At 60.3% G+C, this 16914-nt stretch carries 14 protein-coding genes and 1 pseudogene; 9 read left to right on the top strand and 6 right to left on the bottom strand.

The window, feature by feature from the left end:
- A pseudogene (locus tag RHIBUN_RS37430) lies at positions 1–209 on the bottom strand (IS110 family transposase); the annotation flags it as partial.
- Between the two features lie 150 nt (positions 210–359).
- Here RHIBUN_RS37430 and RHIBUN_RS0122515 point away from each other — a divergent pair.
- Positions 360–1265, top strand: coding sequence for a LysR family transcriptional regulator (locus RHIBUN_RS0122515; protein ID WP_025661246.1), 906 nt, complete (start codon positions 360–362; stop codon positions 1263–1265).
- Here the strand turns inward: RHIBUN_RS0122515 and RHIBUN_RS0122510 are convergent.
- Both RHIBUN_RS0122510 and RHIBUN_RS0122505 read right to left on the bottom strand, forming a co-directional pair.
- Positions 1256–1852: a glutathione S-transferase gene (locus RHIBUN_RS0122510; protein WP_018116869.1), complete on the bottom strand. Its 597-nt coding sequence runs from the start codon at positions 1850–1852 to the stop codon at positions 1256–1258. The genes RHIBUN_RS0122515 and RHIBUN_RS0122510 overlap by 10 nt on opposite strands.
- A 58-nt stretch (positions 1853–1910) precedes the next feature.
- A complete protein-coding gene (locus tag RHIBUN_RS0122505; RefSeq protein ID WP_025661245.1) occupies positions 1911–2780 on the bottom strand; it encodes a 23S rRNA (adenine(2030)-N(6))-methyltransferase RlmJ in 870 nt (289 codons plus the stop codon).
- A gap of 83 nt (positions 2781–2863) precedes the next feature.
- Here RHIBUN_RS0122505 and RHIBUN_RS0122500 point away from each other — a divergent pair, with 83 nt between their 5' ends.
- The 3 genes from RHIBUN_RS0122500 (at position 2864) to RHIBUN_RS0122490 (ending at position 6855) form a co-directional block, all read left to right on the top strand.
- Positions 2864–5002 carry a molybdopterin oxidoreductase family protein gene (locus RHIBUN_RS0122500; protein ID WP_025661244.1) on the top strand — a complete coding sequence of 713 codons (2139 nt, stop codon included), beginning with the start codon at positions 2864–2866 and terminating at the stop codon, positions 5000–5002.
- Positions 4999–5592, top strand: a complete 594-nt coding sequence (locus tag RHIBUN_RS0122495; protein ID WP_025661243.1) for an NUDIX domain-containing protein — start codon at positions 4999–5001, stop codon at positions 5590–5592. The genes RHIBUN_RS0122500 and RHIBUN_RS0122495 overlap by 4 nt, the downstream gene beginning before the upstream one ends.
- Before the next feature lie 99 nt (positions 5593–5691).
- A complete protein-coding gene (locus RHIBUN_RS0122490) occupies positions 5692–6855 on the top strand; it encodes an alpha-D-ribose 1-methylphosphonate 5-triphosphate diphosphatase (protein WP_025661242.1) in 1164 nt (387 codons plus the stop codon).
- 107 nt (positions 6856–6962) lie between these two features.
- On the opposite strand, the gene purN is transcribed toward RHIBUN_RS0122490, so the two are convergent.
- Both purN and purM read right to left on the bottom strand, forming a co-directional pair.
- Positions 6963–7637, bottom strand: coding sequence for a phosphoribosylglycinamide formyltransferase (gene purN / locus RHIBUN_RS0122485; protein ID WP_018116874.1), 675 nt, complete (start codon positions 7635–7637; stop codon positions 6963–6965).
- Positions 7634–8707: a phosphoribosylformylglycinamidine cyclo-ligase gene (gene purM / locus RHIBUN_RS0122480; RefSeq protein ID WP_018116875.1), complete on the bottom strand. Its 1074-nt coding sequence runs from the start codon at positions 8705–8707 to the stop codon at positions 7634–7636. The genes purN and purM overlap by 4 nt, the downstream gene beginning before the upstream one ends.
- Positions 8708–8953: 246 nt before the next feature.
- On the opposite strand from purM, the gene RHIBUN_RS0122475 reads away from it, so the two are divergent.
- From RHIBUN_RS0122475 to RHIBUN_RS0122455, 5 genes are all read left to right on the top strand, one after another.
- Positions 8954–10078, top strand: coding sequence for an AI-2E family transporter (locus RHIBUN_RS0122475; protein WP_018116876.1), 1125 nt, complete (start codon positions 8954–8956; stop codon positions 10076–10078).
- A complete protein-coding gene (hdaA, locus tag RHIBUN_RS0122470) occupies positions 10071–10784 on the top strand; it encodes a DnaA regulatory inactivator HdaA (RefSeq protein WP_018116877.1) in 714 nt (237 codons plus the stop codon). The genes RHIBUN_RS0122475 and hdaA overlap by 8 nt, the downstream gene beginning before the upstream one ends.
- 65 nt (positions 10785–10849) lie before the next feature.
- Positions 10850–13054 (top strand): RNA degradosome polyphosphate kinase, encoded by a 2205-nt coding sequence (locus RHIBUN_RS0122465; RefSeq protein WP_025661241.1) that lies wholly within the window; start codon positions 10850–10852, stop codon positions 13052–13054.
- A gap of 12 nt (positions 13055–13066) precedes the next feature.
- Positions 13067–14590: an exopolyphosphatase gene (gene ppx / locus RHIBUN_RS0122460; RefSeq protein WP_025661240.1), complete on the top strand. Its 1524-nt coding sequence runs from the start codon at positions 13067–13069 to the stop codon at positions 14588–14590.
- 233 nt (positions 14591–14823) lie between these two features.
- A complete protein-coding gene (locus RHIBUN_RS0122455; protein WP_025661239.1) occupies positions 14824–15444 on the top strand; it encodes a YdeI/OmpD-associated family protein in 621 nt (206 codons plus the stop codon).
- A gap of 87 nt (positions 15445–15531) precedes the next feature.
- Here RHIBUN_RS0122455 and RHIBUN_RS0122450 read toward each other — a convergent pair whose 3' ends face one another.
- Positions 15532–16890: an esterase-like activity of phytase family protein gene (locus RHIBUN_RS0122450; protein WP_025661238.1), complete on the bottom strand. Its 1359-nt coding sequence runs from the start codon at positions 16888–16890 to the stop codon at positions 15532–15534.
- Positions 16891–16914: the final 24 nt, after the last annotated feature.

Below are 16914 nucleotides of genomic sequence, written 5' to 3'. Positions count from 1 at the left end.
TGACGATCGTTCTTTACCCGGCCGGAGCGCAGCGTCTTGCCAGCCGAATCCTGCACCACGAGGTGGCTATAGGATTTGTGGTAGTCGACGCCGATATGGTAATCATAGGAGGCAGTCATGCTTCCAACTCCCCTGTTGAGATTTTCCGAACCCCAACAGGATAAGCCGAAAGGCTGGAAGCGTGACTGTCCCTCGATCATCACCTGCATCTCAGTGATCCGTTCTCTCCAGAGGCGACCTCTTTCATGTCACCTCCTTTGTCAGTTGCGCTGCGATTTGCTTACGGAGTGAAGGTAGCGTATTGGCATAACTGAGAGAATTTACGTTGTGTTTCATAGGGTGCTGAGAAAAATTCATCAATGAAACGTGTCCGTTCGACCGATCTTGCGATTTTCCTGGCGATCGCCAACCACCGAAGCTTCAGGAAGGCATCGGTCGAACTGGGTGTCACGGCGTCTGCCCTCAGTCACGCGCTGCGGGCAATCGAGGAACGGTTGGCAGTCCGCCTCGTCAACCGGACGACCCGAGGCGTAGCTCTGACCGAGGCCGGCGAGCGACTGTACGACCGTATCCGACCGGCATTCCTCGACATCGATGCAGCCCTCGACGATCTCAACAGCTTCCGCGGCCAACCGCATGGCAAGCTGCGCATCAATGCGGCGCGGGTCTCCACCAAGCTTGTGCTGTTGCCGATCGTCTCTCGTTTCCTGAAGGCCTATCCATCCGTCGAGGTCGAGATTGTCATCGATGACGGACTGATCGATATGGTGTCATCGGGCTTCGATGCCGGTGTGCGCTTTGGCGAAAGCATCGAGGCCGATATGATTGCGGTGCCGATCGGTCCGCGCCACCGTTTTGCGGTAGTTGCCGCGCCGAGCTACTTCGAGAGCCGGAACCGTCCGTTGATGCCGCACGATCTGCGTGACCACGAATGCGTGCGCTACCGCTTTGCCGGTGGCGCCTTCTATCGATGGGAGTTCGAGCGCGGCGGCATCGAACTGGAGATCGAAGTCAGTGGTCCCCTGACATTGGGCGATCAGGACACTATCCAGGATGCCGTGCTGCGCGGTTGCGGTCTCGGATACCTTTTCGAAGAGCAGGCGCAAGCGGCGATCGCAGAGGGCAGGCTGATACGCGTGCTGGAAGATTGGTGCCCTTTCTATCCGGGCTTCTTCCTCTATTATCCGAGCCGCCGGCAATTGCCGACGGCGCTCCGGGCCTTCATCGATTTCGTCAGGGCCGACAAGGGAACGTCTCAGGTCTGAGGTTTCAGTTCGCCGTAGGCGGCAAACTTCTTTTCGAATTCGCGGCCCCAGCCGATCAGTTCGGCATGATCGGCTTCCCATTGTTCCTTGAAGCGCAGATCGAGATACCCGAGCGTGGCGGCAAGCGCGAAGTGGCCGCCGTGCAGCCGCTTGCCGATCTTTGGCAGGTGCACACTGAGATGGTTCAAGCCGCTGACGGCCTTCTTCCACTGCCGGTCGATCCACGGCTGGTGGACCTTTTCCTCGTCGCGGAAGCGCCGCTCATAAACGATCGCCAGCAGGCAATCGCAGATACCGTCGCATAGTGCCTCGAGGATTTCCGCCTCGGTCCGCTTGCCGTTCTTGGCAGGGTAGAGCTTTTTGCCTTTCAGCCGGTCGAAATAGTGCATGATCGCGACGCTGTCGAAGATTGACAGCCCATCGTCGGTTAGCAGTGTCGGGATTTTGCCGAGCGGATTGTTATCGACCAGGATCGCTGGGCCGGCATTGGTATCCACTCGGATTTCGATGGCGTCGAGCTCCAGATAGCGCGCCGCCATGCGCACCTTGCTGGAATAGGGAGACGTCGGTGCGCAAAGGATCTTCATGGTCATTCTTCCATACTGTCATGTCTTGGCGCGACTATTTCGCGCCAGCTAGAGTCGGTCAATCGTCCTTTGCCGCCTTGGTTTCGCCGCGCAGCCAAAACGCTCGATGCGACGCGTAGCGATCCTGTGCAAGATGGTCCTTGAGCGCCGGTAGAAGCGCATGCAACTCGTCCTTCAGCGTGAAGGGCGGATTGACGATGATCAGGCCGGAGCCGGTCAATCCGTTGATCCTCCGGTCGCTGCGGACGATGAGCTCGGCGCAGAGAATCTTCGGAATGTCGAGGGCCTGCAGCGCCTCGTGGAATTCCTTGATCGGCGCCCCCTTCTTCAGCGGATACCACAGGCAATAGGTGCCGCCGGGGAAGCGGCGATAGGCTTTCGCCAAACCATCCGCAAGGCGTTCGTATTCGCCATCTTCCTCGAACGGCGGATCGACCAGGACGATGCCGCGTTTCTCCTTCGGCGGCAGGTGTGCGCCGAGCGAGAGCCAGCCGTTGAGCTTGGTGATCCGCACCTGATGATCGCCCTCGAAAAGCCGATGCAGCCGGGCAAAGTCCTCCGGATGCAATTCCATCGCGGAGAGCCGGTCCTGCGGTCGAAACAGCATGCGGGCGAGCTTTGGAGAGCCGGGATAAAGGCGGATGCCGCCCTCCGCGTTTAGCTCACGCACGGCGGATAGATAGGGCTCCAGCAACTCGGCGACCTGTGGAGCAAGCTCTGTGTCCAGGAGCTTGCCGATGCCCTCGCTCCATTCACCGGTCTTTTGAGCCTCCTCGGAGGAGAGGTCGTAAAGCCCGATGCCGGCATGCGTGTCGAGCACGCGAAAGGCCGCATCCTTCTTCTGCATGTAGCGGATCAGTCGCGCCAGGACGGCGTGCTTGAGCACATCGGCAAAATTGCCCGCGTGGTAGATATGGCGGTAGTTCATTTTCGCTGATGCCCGTGATGAATTCGCCTGATCGACGACATTTGTGGCTTTTGGCCGGTTTCCGGTTCGAATATAGAAAAGCCATGAACATTGCGACCCCCATTCACGCCAAATCCGCCAAGTCGAATGTCAGGCTCGGTCACACCGCCTGTCCGCACGACTGTCCCTCCACTTGCGCGCTGGAGGTGGAGATCGGCGACGATGGCCGCATAGGCCGTGTGCGCGGAGCAAACAATCACAGCTACACCTCGGGAGTGATCTGCGCGAAGGTCGCGCGCTACGCCGAGCGCCTCTATCATCCGGACCGGCTGATGCACCCGCTGCGCCGAACAGGCGCCAAGGGGGCAGGGCAGTGGCAGCAGATTTCCTGGGACGATGCGCTGGATGAAATCGCCGAAGCCTTCGTCAAGGCGGAAGCCAGGGACGGCGGCGAAGCGATCTGGCCCTATTTCTACGCCGGAACGATGGGCTGGGTTCAGCGCGACTCGATCGAGCGCCTGCGCCACGCCAAGCGCTATTCCGGCTTCTTCTCGTCGATCTGCACCAACCCGGCCTGGACCGGTTTCACCATGGCGACGGGAACGCTGCGCGGACCCGACCCGCGTGAGATGGGCGGCACCGATTGCGTCGTGATCTGGGGCACGAATGCGGTGTCCACCCAGGTCAACGTGATGACCCACGCGATCAAGTCCCGCAAGGAGCGCGGCGCCAAGATCGTCGTGGTCGACATCTACGACAATCCGACGATGAAGCAGGCCGACATGGCGCTGATCGTCAAGCCGGGTACGGATGCCGCGCTGGCCTGCGCCGTCATGCACATCGCCTTCCGCGACGGCTATGCCGATCGCGAGTACATGGCAAAGTATGCCGACGATCCTGCCGGCCTTGAAGCGCATCTGAGGACGAAGACGCCCGAGTGGGCCGCCGCCATCACCGGCCTTTCCGTCGATGAGATCGAAGCCTTCGCGCGCCTCGTCGGCATAACGAAGAAGACCTATTTCCGCCTCGGCTACGGCTTTACCCGCCAGCGCAATGGCGCGGTTGCCATGCATGCGGCGGCCTCGATCGCGACGGTGCTCGGCTCCTGGCAATACGAAGGCGGCGGTGCCTTCCATTCCAACAGCGATATCTTCCGCATGAACAATGCGGAACTGACCGGCAAGGCGATGAAGGATGCGGATATCCGCATGATCGACCAGTCGCAGATCGGCCGCGCGTTGACTGGCGATGCCGTGGCGCTGCGCCATCGCGGCCCGGTGACGGCAATGCTGATCCAGAACACCAATCCGGTGAACATCGCCCCCGAACAACGGCTGGTGAAACGCGGCTTCGCTCGCGAGGACCTCTTTGTCGCGGTGCACGAGCAGTTCATGACGGAGACGGCCGAGATGGCCGACATCGTCATTCCAGCAACGATGTTCGTCGAGCATGACGATATCTATCGCGCCGGGGGCCAGAACCACATTTTGCTCGGCCCTAAGCTGGTTGAGCCGCCGGAGACCGTCCGGACGAACCTGTTCGTGATCGAAGAACTGGCAAAGCGTCTCGGTGTCGCCGATCGTCCCGGTTTCGGTTTCACGGCCCGCGAAATGATCGATCGGCTTCTCGAAGCCAGCAACCTGCCGGGATACGACCATTTCCTCGAACACAAATGGTTCGACCGTCAGCCGGATTTCGAGGATGCGCATTTCCTCAAGGGCTTCGCGCATCCTGACGGCAAGTTCCATTTCCGCCCGGACTGGGTCGACGGCCCTGCGCCGAACAAGCCGCCGGCCGCTGTCGGTGCTCTCGGACCATACAAGCAGCTGCCGGCGTTTCCGGATCAGGTCGATGTTATCGAGCTTGCCGATAGCGAGCATCCGTTCCGCTTGGCAACGTCGCCGGCGCGCAACTTCCTGAATTCCAGCTTCTCCGAGACGAAGACCTCGCGCCAGAAGGAAGGGCGGCCGGAACTGATGATGAACCCCGCCGATGCGACGGCAGGCGGCATCGAGCATGGCGACCTCGTGCGGATCGGAAACGACCGTGGCGACCTTCGGATCCATGTGCGCGTCACCGAGGAGGTCAAGCCGGGCGTGTTGATTGCCGAAGGCCTCTGGCCGAACAAGGCGCATATCGACGGTGAAGGGATCAACGTGCTGACCGGCGCCGATCCGGTCGCGCCCTATGGCGGCGCAGCGGTCCACGACAACAAGGTCTGGCTCCGCAGGGATGTTGCATGACGAAATTTGACAAGGCAAAAGCCGAGATCGTTGATGAAAAGACGCTCTCGAACGGCTGGACGCGCCTGAGCGACTTCCAGATCGACTATACGGATTCCGACGGCGAGACGCATCGGCTGCAGCGCGAGGTCTACCATCGCACGCCGGCGGCGACGATCCTGCTATACGATCCGAATCGAGACACCGTTGTCCTCGTGCGGCAGTTCCGGCTGCCGGTCTTCCTGCATGGTGAGCCGGCCTGGGTCATCGAAGCCCCGGCAGGGCTGTTGGATGGTGATGCCCCGGAAGTGGCGATCCGCCGCGAAGCTGAAGAAGAAACCGGCTTTCGCGTCCGCGATGTGCGCTTCCTTTTCAAGGCCTACAGTTCGCCGGGCTCGAGCATGGAACTGCTGCATTTCTTCGCCGCGACGTTCGACACCACCGATCGGGTATCGGATGGCGGCGGCCTTGCTCACGAGCACGAAGATATTGAAGTTCTGGAAGTGCAGCTCGACAAGGCGATGGCGATGATCGAGCGTGGGGAAATTGTTGATCTGAAGACGATTGCGTTGCTGCAATGGGCCACATTGAACCGCGGGTCGCTGCGATAGCCGCAGGTTCAATCATGCGCGGTTCGTCGTTCACACCGATGTCATGAATCAGCGCTATGCGCTCCGCCTTGTCATAAATACGCGCTTGGAGAAAAACCGATGTGGCTCAGCAATTTTACTCTCGTCCTTCCAGATGAGATCGTGAGCCACGGCTCGGTGCGCGTCGAGGACGGCGTAATCGCTGAAATCAGGCCGGAACCGGTCGCCAACACCGCAATCGATGGTGGTGGGCGCCTGCTGATGCCGGGCTTCGTGGACCTTCACGGCGACATGGTGGAGCGCGAGATCGCGCCGCGTCCGAATGCGCCGATGCCGATCGATTTCAGCATCCATGAACTGGATAAGAAGCTGGCCGCTGCAGGCGTCACGACGGCGTTTGCCGCCGTCTCCTTCGCAACGGAAAGCGTCTACGGCCATGTCCGCTCGCTTGAGACCACCTCGGCCGTCATCGAGGGTATCAACCGACTCCAGGATGATTTGCTTATCGATCACCGCGTCCATGCGCGCTATGAGATCACCAACCTCGGTGCCGCGCCGGCGCTCGAGAAGCTGCTTGAAGCCGGCCACGTCGACATGGTCTCGCTGACCGACCATACACCGGGGCAGGGGCAGTATAACAACATCCAGAGCTACATCCTGAGTATTGCCGAGCGCCGGGCCATTTCCGAGGAGATGGCCGCCGAGATGGTCGCCAAGCGCATCGAGATGCGCAACAATCCGGAGATCGAGATCAAGCTGAAACAGGTCGTCGATCTCGCCCTGAAACACAAGCTGTCGCTCGCCTCCCACGATGACGATAGCGCCGAGAAGGTCGCGCAAATGCACGATCTCGGTGTCACGATCAGCGAATTTCCGGTGACGCTTCCGGCGGCGGAAGAAGCGCGGCATCGCGGTCTCTGGACGCTGATGGGGGCTCCGAATGCCCTGCGCGGCCAGTCCATGTCCGGCAATCTCAGTGCGATCGATGCAGCGGCCGCTGGCCTGCTGACCGTCATCGCTGCCGATTATCATCCCGCGGCCTTCGTGCCCGGCATCTTAAAGATTGCCGACCGCACGAGCCTGCCTTACGCCGTTGCCATGGCGACCCGTAATGCGGCGCGTTCGGCAGGTCTTCTGGATCGCGGCGAGATCGCCGTTGGGCAGCAGGCGGATCTCGTGGTTGTTGAAGCCGGCGACGTGCACCGCATCCGCGCGACGTTCCGCAAAGGCCGTTTCGTTTACAGCGACGGCACTCTGCACCAGCCTCGGGCGCTTGCCGCCTGAGGCCAAGAGCATGTCTCCGAAAGTGGGGAACCGCTTTCAGGACAAACACATGCGTGAAAGCAAAAAACTAAAGTAGGGCAAGCGAAACCAAAAGATCGCGCCGTGTTTTAGGCCCCTTCGCCGATCAGCGAGATAACGCTGCTACGTTCCGCCGGCGCTGCCGCAGCGCCGGTGCTGACGGCCTTGCCGCCCTCCATCTTCACCTTGCCGTGGGCAAGGAGCCGCAGCGCTTGCGGGTAGAGTTGATGCTCCACGGTGAGCACACGGGCGGCCAAGCTTTCTGCACTGTCGTTGGAGAGGATCGGAACGGCGGCCTGGCCGATAACCGGGCCCTCGTCCATGCCTTCGGTCACGAAGTGCACGGTGCAGCCGGCGATCCGCATGCCGGCGTCGATCGCTCGCTGGTGGGTATGCAGACCCGTGAACAGCGGCAGCAGGGAAGGGTGGATATTTATCATCCGGCCCTCGTAGCGCTGGATGAAGGTGCCGCTCAGAAGCCGCATATATCCCGCAAGGCAGAGGATGTCAGGCGATAGCTCATCGAGAGCGGCAAAGATCGCTCCTTCGTGCGCTTCCTTGCTGGCATAATCCTTGCGAACGAAGGCAAAGGTCGGAATGCCCTCGGCTGCCGCCTTGGCAAGCCCTCCGGCATCGGCCCTGTCGGAGATCACCCCGACGATTTCCGCCGGATAGTCGGCAGCCTTGGCAGCGGTGACCAGCGCCATCATGTTGGAACCGCCGCCGGAGATGAAGACGACGGCGCGTTTGCGTGACGTCGTCATATGGCGAGCGTACCCTTGTAGAGCGTGCCGGCCGCGCCCTCGGCGCGGGCAATCATCCGGCCGAGCGTTACGACCGTCTCGCCTTCAGCTTCAAGAGCGGCAGTGACGGTTGCGACGTTCTCAGCCGAAACGACTGCGATCATGCCGACGCCGCAGTTGAAGGTGCGCAGCATTTCATTGGCTTCAACGCCGCCGGTCTTCGACAGCCAGGAGAAGACGGCCGGAACTTTCACGGCCGTAAGGTCGATCTCGGCTGCAAGGTGCTTCGGCAGGACGCGCGGAATATTCTCCGGGAAGCCGCCGCCGGTGATGTGCGCCAGTGCCTTGATGGCCTTGGTTTCGCGGATCGCCTTCAGCAGCGGCTTTACATAGATGCGGGTCGGCGTCAGCAGCGCTTCGCCGAGGCTCTTGTCTTCCGCGAACGGAGCCGGGGCATCCCAGGCGAGGCCCGAAATCCCGACGATCTTGCGCACCAGCGAAAAGCCGTTGGAGTGAACGCCTGAGGAGGCAAGGCCGAGGATCACATCGCCTTCGGCGATGTCGCCTGACGGCAGCAGCTGGCCACGCTCGGCAGCGCCGACGGCAAAGCCTGCAAGGTCGTAGTCGCCGGAGGAGTACATGCCCGGCATTTCGGCAGTCTCGCCGCCGATCAACGCGCAACCCGCGTCTCGGCAGCCGGCAGCAATGCCCTCGACAATCGCCGCACCCTGGTCGGGATCGAGCTTGCCTGTCGCAAAGTAGTCGAGGAAGAACAGCGGCTCTGCGCCCTGGACCACAAGATCGTTGACGCACATGGCGACAAGATCGATGCCGACGGTATCATGATAATCGGCGTCGATGGCGATCTTCAGCTTGGTGCCGACGCCGTCATTGGCGGCAACGAGAACCGGATCCGTGAAGCCGGCAGCCTTGAGGTCGAACAAACCGCCGAAGCCGCCGATCTCGCCGTCCGCGCCCGGACGGCGCGTCGAGCGCACAGCCGGCTTGATCTTCTCCACCAGAAGGTTTCCGGCATCGATGTCGACGCCTGCGTCGCTATAGGTCAGGCCGTTTTTTCCAGACTGGCTCATACTGCTCTCCGATGGCTGCGCGGGGGCGGGAAATGTCACCGCCTCAATATTTGGGTCGCCATTGCATGACACGGGCCTACATGCAAGGGATTGCATGGAAAATGCCCCAATTTCCCGCTCTTTTGACGCAGGCCCTCTGGATTTTTAGCGCCGGGGTTGACCATTCTCTCGGCCACATCCTATGTGCTCGAAAGGTTGCATCTGTATGATGCGAAAGATCGAGACAGTCGATCAGCGGGGAATGTGATGCCACAGCAGGTTAGCGGGGCAGGTCTGAAGCGCCAGGTGATCTTCTGGCTGATCGTGCTTGCCTTCTTCATCGGCTTCCTTTTCATCTTCAGCTCGATCTTGTTGCCGTTCCTGGCCGGGATGGCACTGGCCTATTTCCTCGATCCGGTCGCGGACCGGTTGGAACGCCTTGGGCTGAGCCGCCTCATGTCGACGATCGTCATACTGATCGCCTTCATCATCATGATCGTGCTGGCCCTGATGATTTTGATACCGGTCTTGGCGAGCCAGTTCAGCGACTTTGCCGGTCGCCTGCCGGGCTACATCGAGCAGTTGCAGTCATTTATCACGAACTCGCAGAACTCCCTCATGCCGGATTGGGTGAGGAACCAGCTCGGGACGATCAAGAACAACTTCTCCGAAATCCTGTCGCAGGGATTTGGATTGCTCACCGGTCTCTTCAGCCAGGTCTGGAGTTCCGGCCTTGCCGTCGTCAACGTGATCTCGCTGATGATCGTTACGCCCGTCGTGGCCTTCTACATGCTGCTTGATTGGGACCGCATGATCGCCAAGGTCGATCAGTACATTCCCCGCGACTACGTGGCGAACGTCCACCAGATCATGCGTGAAATCGATCAGGCGATCGCCGGGTTCATCCGCGGGCAGGGCTCGCTCTGCCTGATCCTGGGCGTCTGGTATGCGGTTGGCCTGTCGTTGGTCGGTTTGAACTTCGGCCTGTTGATCGGCCTGTTTGCGGGCATGATCAGCTTCATTCCCTATGTGGGCTCCTTGGTGGGGCTTGTTCTTGCCGTCGGCGTTGCCATCGTTCAGTTCTGGCCGGACTACATCTGGGTCGGCGCGGTGCTCGCGGTCTTCTTCAGCGGCCAATTCATGGAAGGCAACATCCTGCAGCCGAAGCTGGTAGGCCACAGTGTCGGGCTGCATCCGGTGTGGCTGATGTTCGCCCTGTTTGCCTTTGGTGCGCTGTTCGGCTTTGTCGGTCTGCTGGTTGCCGTACCGGCGGCAGCGGCCGTTGGCGTGCTTGTCCGCTTTGCCCTTTCGCGCTACCTTCAGAGCGATCTTTATGCCGGCCACTCGAAAGAGGGCCAGGTCGGCAAGACAAAAGCTGATCCCAATGACTGATGTGAAAAACGCTGGTCCAAGGCGCGCCGCCGTCGAGCAGCTTCCCTTGGCTTTTTCGCACGATGCTGCGACCGGGCGCGATGATCTCTTGATCTCGGAACGGCTTGCCGCTGCGGTCTCCATCGTTGATGCCTGGCCGAATTGGCCTTCTCCCGTGGTGATCCTCGCCGGTCCGGTGGGCTCGGGAAAATCGCATCTCGCGAATATCTGGAAGGACCATAGCGGCGCCGTAGAGATCCATCCGAAGGCCGGCGCCAACGCGGCTATTGATGCGGCGAACGGTCCCGTGCTTTTCGAGGATGTCGATCGGGTAGGGTTCGATGACAACGAACTCTTCCATGTCATCAACAGCGTGCGGGAGAACGGCCACAGCCTTCTGATGACAAGCCGCCTCTGGCCCATGTCGTGGCCGGTGGAGCTGCCGGATTTGCGCTCGCGCCTCAAGGCCGCGACCGTCGTCGAGATTGGCGAGCCGGACGAGGAACTGCTGTCGCAGGTCATGGTAAAGTTGTTTGCAGACCGCCAGCTTTATATTGATGACAAACTGGTCCTCTATATCGTTGTCAGGATGGAACGATCGCTGAATACGGCTCAGACGATCGTCGACAGGCTGGACCGGCTCGCCCTCTCTCGCGGCACAAAGATTACCCGAGCTCTGGCCGCTGAAGTGTTGAATGAATTGGGTAATTCGGAACCGTCGGATTGACTGTCACAGTTCCGTCGTGAAACTGATATAATTCGCTTGGCCGAATGAAACGGGACAATCAGACCATGGACAGCGCAGTCACGGAGCATCACGAACCCACTCCGGAAACCGATGAGACTGCGCCTTCGCTAGAAGAACTGCTGGCCAGCCCCGAGCGCTTCATCAACCGCGAGTTCTCATGGTTGCAGTTCAATCGCCGTGTTCTCGAGGAAACGCTGAACACTGAGCATCCCCTGCTCGAGCGGGTCCGCTTCCTGTCGATCTCGGCCGCAAACCTCGACGAATTCTTCATGGTGCGCGTTGCCGGTCTGGAAGGGCAGGTACGTCAGAATATTATGATGCGCTCGCCGGACGGCAAGACGCCGGCCGAACAGCTCGATGCTATCCTCCAGGAGATCGACAATCTGCAGATGGAGCAGCAGGCATCGCTTGCCGTGCTCCAGCAGTACCTTGCCAAGGAAGACATCCTGATCGTGCGTCCGGGAGCTCTCAGCGAATCCGATCGCGCGTGGCTCGCGACAGAATTCGAGCAGGCGATCTTCCCGGTGTTGACACCGCTGTCCATCGACCCGGCGCATCCGTTCCCCTTCATCCCGAACCTCGGCTTCTCGATCGGCCTGCAGCTTGTCAGCAAGAGCGGCCGCGAACCGATGACAGCGCTGCTGCGCCTGCCTCCGGCTCTCGACCGCTTCGTTCGCCTGCCGGATGATCGCAATACGATCCGCTACATCACGCTTGAGGACGTGACGAACGTCTTCATTCACCGGCTCTATCCCGGCTACGAAGTGCAGGGCTCGGGTACGTTCCGGATCATCCGCGACAGCGATATCGAAGTCGAGGAAGAGGCCGAAGACCTCGTGCGCTTCTTCGAAACCGCGCTGAAGCGCCGCCGCCGTGGATCGGTGATCCGCATCGAGACCGATTCCGAAATGCCGGCGTCGTTGCGCCAGTTCGTCGTGCAGGCGCTGAACGTTCCCGACAATCGCGTCGCGGTTTTGCCGGGCCTCCTTGCGTTGAACACTCTCTCCGAGATCACCAAGGCACCGCGCGACGACCTTCGATTTCCCCCCTACAATGCGCGATTTCCCGAACGCGTCCGCGAGCACGCCGGCGACTGCTTCGCTGCCATCCGCGAAAAGGACATGGTGGTTCACCATCCCTACGAGTCTTTCGACGTGGTGGTCCAGTTCCTGCTCCAGGCTGCGCGCGATCCTGACGTCCTGGCGATAAAGCAGACGCTCTACCGCACGTCGAACGACAGCCCGATTGTGCGTGCGCTGATCGACGCGGCCGAATCCGGGAAGTCTGTCACCGCTCTGGTGGAGCTGAAGGCACGGTTCGACGAAGAGGCAAATATTCGCTGGGCCCGCGATCTGGAGCGCGCCGGCGTACAGGTCGTTTTCGGTTTCATCGAGCTCAAGACCCACGCCAAGATGTCGCTGATCGTCCGGCGGGAAGAGGGCAAGCTGCGCAGCTACTGCCATCTCGGCACCGGTAACTATCATCCGGTCACCGCGAAGATCTATACCGACCTGTCGTTCTTCACGTGCAATCCGGTGGTCGCCCACGACATGGCGAACATCTTCAACTTCATTACCGGCTATGGCGAACCGGAAGAAAGCATGAAGCTTGCGGTCTCGCCTTACACGCTACGCACCCGAATCCTTCGTCACATCGACGAGGAGATCAAACACGCCAAGGGTGGTGCGCCGGCGGCGATCTGGATGAAGATGAATTCGCTTGTCGACCCGGAGATCATCGACGCGCTCTACACGGCAAGCCGCGCCGGCGTTGAGATCGATCTCGTGATCCGCGGCATCTGCTGCCTGCGTCCACAAGTTGCCGGTCTCTCTGAAAATATCCGCGTGAAATCGATCGTAGGCCGTTTCCTGGAGCATAGCCGCATCTTCTGCTTCGGCAATGGTCACGGGCTGCCGTCGGACAAGGCGCTGGTCTATATCGGCTCGGCCGACATGATGCCGCGTAACCTCGATCGCCGGGTCGAAACGCTGGTGCCCTTGAAGAATCCGACGGTTCACGAGCAGGTCCTGTCACAGATTATGCTCGGCAATATCATTGACAACCAGCAAAGCTACGAGATATTGCCCGACGGAACGTCAAGGCGCATGGAAGTGCGCAAGGGCGAAGAGCCGTTCAATGCGCAGCAGTATTTCATGACCAACCCCAGCCTGTCCGGCCGTGGCGAAGCCTTGAAATCCAGTGCACCCAAGCTGATCGCCGGTCTGCTTTCTGGCCGAAACAACAAGTAATATTGGACCTGCATGGTTGAATCAGAAGCCCAGGGGCGCCTTCCCGGTATTGCCCCGGTCTCCGTCGTCGACATCGGGTCGAACTCGATCCGTGTGGTCATCTATGAAGGCATGTCCCGATCGCCGACGATCCTTTTCAACGAAAAGGTGTTGTGCGGCCTCGGACGGGGCATCGCGCTGACCGGAAAGATGGACGAGTCAAGCGTCGAGCGCGCTCTGGCGGCTTTGCACCGCTTCAAGGCTTTGTCCGATCAGGCGCGCGCTGCCACCATGTACGTTCTCGCGACCGCGGCTGCCCGCGAAGCATCGAACGGCCCCGACTTCATCCATCAGGCCGAGACCATTCTTCAGCGCAAGGTCCGCGTTCTCTCCGGCGAGGAAGAGGCGAAATTCTCCGCCCTCGGCATTGTCAGCGGCTTCTATGCGCCAGACGGTATTGCCGGTGACCTCGGCGGCGGTTCGTTGGAATTGATTGACATCAAGGGCAAGGAAGTCGGCAAGGGGGTTACCTTGCCGCTCGGTGGGCTTCGTCTGTCCGAATATGCCGGCGGCTCGATGGAGAAGGCCAGGACGTTTGCTCGCAAGCATGTGAAAACAAGTTCCAAGCTGCTGGCGAAGGGGGCTGGGCGCACTTTCTATGCCGTTGGCGGTACCTGGCGAAACATCGCGAAGCTGCACATGGAAATGACGGAATATCCGCTGCACATGATGCAGGGTTATGAGGTTCCGTTCGATGCGATGATGCAATTCCTCGATCAGGTGGAGATTGCCAAGGACTCGAAGGATCCTGCGTGGATGGCCGTTTCGAAGCATCGCCGCGCGCTGCTTCCCTTCGGCGCGGTTGCCATGAAGGAAGTCCTGACCGCGATGAAACCCTCTGTCATCTCGTTCTCGGGGCAGGGCGTGCGCGAAGGCTACCTCTATTCATTGCTCTCCGAGAGCGAGCGCCGCAGCGATCCACTGCTGGCGGCCGCTGGCGAACTCGCCATTCTGCGCGCCCGTTCGCCGGAACACGCCAGGGAGCTGGCGGACTGGACGGGCCGCATGATGCCCTATTTCGGCATCACGGAGACGGAAGAGGAGGCGCGCTATCGCCAGGCTGCGTGTCTGCTTGCCGACATCAGCTGGCGCGCGCATCCCGATTACCGCGGCCTGCAGGCGCTGAACATTATCGCTCACTCATCCTTTGTCGGCATCAGCCATCCTGGCCGCGCCTTCATTGCGCTGACGAACTACTACAGGTTCGAAGGGCCTTATGACGACGGCGCCACGGGGCCTCTTGGTACGATCGCAACGCCGCGATTTATCGAGCGCGCCAAGCTCCTCGGCGGCCTGCTGCGTGTCGTCTATCTCTTTTCGGCATCGATGCCCGGCGTCGTGCGCAATCTCACCTTCCAGAAATCGTCCAAGCCCGATCTCGACCTGGAGTTCGTAGTGCCGGCGGAATATCACGACTTTGCAGGTGAGCGTCTCGATGGCCGGCTGCAGCAGCTTGCCAAGCTGGCGGACAAGCGTCTGGCTTTCCGCTTCGAATAGCACTCGGCGCGGAACTGACGTTCCGCGAAAGCCGACCAACGGATGGCCCATCGACGTCCGGTGATCAGAAGGCTGGCGCTGCGGATAGCGGGAGACCGCATGCCCCGATGCCTGGCCCGCCAATATTGCCGATGCATGCAGCGTAGCGCAGTCCGGCGGCTATCGGCTAGGTTGACGTATCTGTTTGACATGCTTCAACTGGCCAATGACACAAACGAAATGCGGGCAGAGACATGATCACAGATATCGAGGACTTCTTCACGAAGGGATGCGGACGCTGCGAGCGCTTTGCGACTCCGGACTGTTCGACGCGGCAATGGATCGACGGCCTGAACGACCTTCGCCGAATTTGCCTCGAGGCCGGGCTCGTCGAGACGGTGAAATGGGCGCATCCCTGCTACATGCACGAAGGCCGTAATATCGTGATCCTCGGTGCCTTTCGTAGCGACTTTCGCGCCACTTTCTTCAACGCAGCGCTCATGAAGGATCCCGAAGGCGTTCTCGAGAAGCAGGGGCCGAATACCCGGCATCCCGACATGATCCGCTTTGTGGACAACGCCCAAGTGGCAAAGATGGAACCTGTCATCCTGTCCTACCTTAAGGAGGCGATGGGATATGCAGAGGCAGGCATTAAACCGCCAAAGGAAGAAAGCGAACTCGAATTGCCTGACGAGTTGGTCGAGGCATTGGATTCCGACCCTGAACTTGCAGAAGCCTTTCACGAATTGACGCCCGGGCGACAGAAGAGCTACGTGATCAATCTCAGCGGGGCGAAGACGTCCGTTACGCGCACGTCACGCATTGTGAAGTTTCGCGATCACATTATCGCCGGAAAGGGCGCGACCGAGCGCTGAGCCGAACTTTCGAACGTCCGTAGATCGAGCATTCCGGTAAATGAAGCCCCGCCCTTCCGAGCGGGGCTTCTTGGCGAAGCCCGAGACTTACTTCGCGTTCAGAAGTTCGCCGACTTCAAGCAGGCTGAATTCGTTGTTGTCGGCCTTATCGACGGCGCGGCCGGCCGAGAAGGGCAGGTTGTTGTCGTTGCCGACGATGATGTGCGTGGCATCGACGCGATCGACGTTCTCAATCGTCACGAACGGCATGTCGTAGACGCCATCCTTGCTGCCGGCTTTCTTCTTGTTGTCGGGGTCCTTGATGTTCAGGAGGTCGATGTAGCCGATCTTGCGAACAGCCTTGCCGACGTTGGCGTCGTTGAATTCGATCTTGTAGATGCGCTTGAGTTCGGCTGGGGCTTCAAAGCAATCCGGCTTCGGCTGCTTGGGATCGGCGCAGGCTTTGTCCTTGGTGCCAGCGCCGTTGTCGCGCTCGATCACGAGTGCGGTCGAGCCATCGAGCATGTTGAAGTCGCCGATCGAAACGCCCTTGTCTTCGAAGGGGTAGAACCACGTACGACCGGTCCAGCTTTTGGAAGCAGTGTCAAATTCGATGACGCGGATGGCGGTGTGGCCGTCAACCGATTCCATCTTGCCGTCGTCCTGATAAAGCGCGCCTTCCAGCAGGCCATAGAGCTTGCTGCCGTCCTTGGACATAGCAAGACCTTCAAAGCCGCCCGAGCGCTTCAGGTTGAAGACCGGCGTCTTCGCGGTCGGGTTTGCCTGGATGGAAAGCACCGGATTGTCGGGCGACATGACCGGCTTACCATCGACCGTGGTCGCAATAACGTCGGTCAGGCGGCCTTCGGTGTCGAACTTGAGAAGGTACGGTCCGAATTCTTCGCCGATCCAGAAGCCGTTTGCGACGGGCTGCACGGATTCGATGTCGAAGTCCGCACCCGTCAGATAGCGGTTTTCGGCGCCTTCGAGCACGATCGGGAAGGGGGCCTTCTTGTCCGGATCGGAGAGGAAGAGGTTCTTGACGACATCGACCTTGCCGGCCTGCCAGTCGAACTTGGCCTGATGCAGGAAGAGCATCGCGTCGCTGGAGTTGGCCTTGGCGCCGAAGCCGTTATCCGAGAGCGTCCAGAACGTGCCGTCCGGCATGCTCTTGATGCCGGAGAAGCCCTGGATCGGCTGCCCATCGAAGGGCAGTTTCAGATCGGTCACGCGTGCGCCGTCCTTGCCGGGAACGCTGTTGAGCGCTTCGGTGCGCTTGCGGTCAGCAGTGGTGAATCTGCCGGAATGCTTGAGGAACTCTGGCGCATCGGCGGGAGCCGCCACGAGCGTGTTGGCGGGCAGAATGGCCTGGCTTGCAAGCTTTGCCGGAAATTCCTGCTGGTCAGCGGCGGCTGAACCGGCGATCAAAAAAAGAAATGAAACAGAAGCAAGAAGAGTATTTTTCATCGAAACCCCCAATGATTGGAATGC

Origin of the sequence: Rhizobium sp. IBUN (assembly GCF_000510625.1) — a bacterium.
Lineage (GTDB): Bacteria > Pseudomonadota > Alphaproteobacteria > Rhizobiales > Rhizobiaceae > Rhizobium > Rhizobium altiplani.
The sequence above is the reverse complement of the archived record's forward strand: the minus strand, read 5'-3'. Positions and strand labels throughout refer to the sequence as shown.

Coding starts and splice junctions, on each gene's coding strand:
- RHIBUN_RS0122475 (WP_018116876.1), top strand. CDS start 8,954: ATGCCACAGCAGGTTAGCGGGGCAGGTCTGAAGCGCCAGGTGATCTTC.
- hdaA (WP_018116877.1), top strand. CDS start 10,071: ATGACTGATGTGAAAAACGCTGGTCCAAGGCGCGCCGCCGTCGAGCAG.
- RHIBUN_RS0122500 (WP_025661244.1), top strand. CDS start 2,864: ATGAACATTGCGACCCCCATTCACGCCAAATCCGCCAAGTCGAATGTC.
- RHIBUN_RS0122495 (WP_025661243.1), top strand. CDS start 4,999: ATGACGAAATTTGACAAGGCAAAAGCCGAGATCGTTGATGAAAAGACG.
- RHIBUN_RS0122505 (WP_025661245.1), bottom strand. CDS start 2,780: ATGAACTACCGCCATATCTACCACGCGGGCAATTTTGCCGATGTGCTC.
- RHIBUN_RS0122455 (WP_025661239.1), top strand. CDS start 14,824: ATGATCACAGATATCGAGGACTTCTTCACGAAGGGATGCGGACGCTGC.
- purM (WP_018116875.1), bottom strand. CDS start 8,707: ATGAGCCAGTCTGGAAAAAACGGCCTGACCTATAGCGACGCAGGCGTC.
- RHIBUN_RS0122490 (WP_025661242.1), top strand. CDS start 5,692: ATGTGGCTCAGCAATTTTACTCTCGTCCTTCCAGATGAGATCGTGAGC.
- RHIBUN_RS0122450 (WP_025661238.1), bottom strand. CDS start 16,890: ATGAAAAATACTCTTCTTGCTTCTGTTTCATTTCTTTTTTTGATCGCC.
- RHIBUN_RS0122515 (WP_025661246.1), top strand. CDS start 360: ATGAAACGTGTCCGTTCGACCGATCTTGCGATTTTCCTGGCGATCGCC.
- ppx (WP_025661240.1), top strand. CDS start 13,067: ATGGTTGAATCAGAAGCCCAGGGGCGCCTTCCCGGTATTGCCCCGGTC.
- RHIBUN_RS0122465 (WP_025661241.1), top strand. CDS start 10,850: ATGGACAGCGCAGTCACGGAGCATCACGAACCCACTCCGGAAACCGAT.
- RHIBUN_RS0122510 (WP_018116869.1), bottom strand. CDS start 1,852: ATGAAGATCCTTTGCGCACCGACGTCTCCCTATTCCAGCAAGGTGCGC.
- purN (WP_018116874.1), bottom strand. CDS start 7,637: ATGACGACGTCACGCAAACGCGCCGTCGTCTTCATCTCCGGCGGCGGT.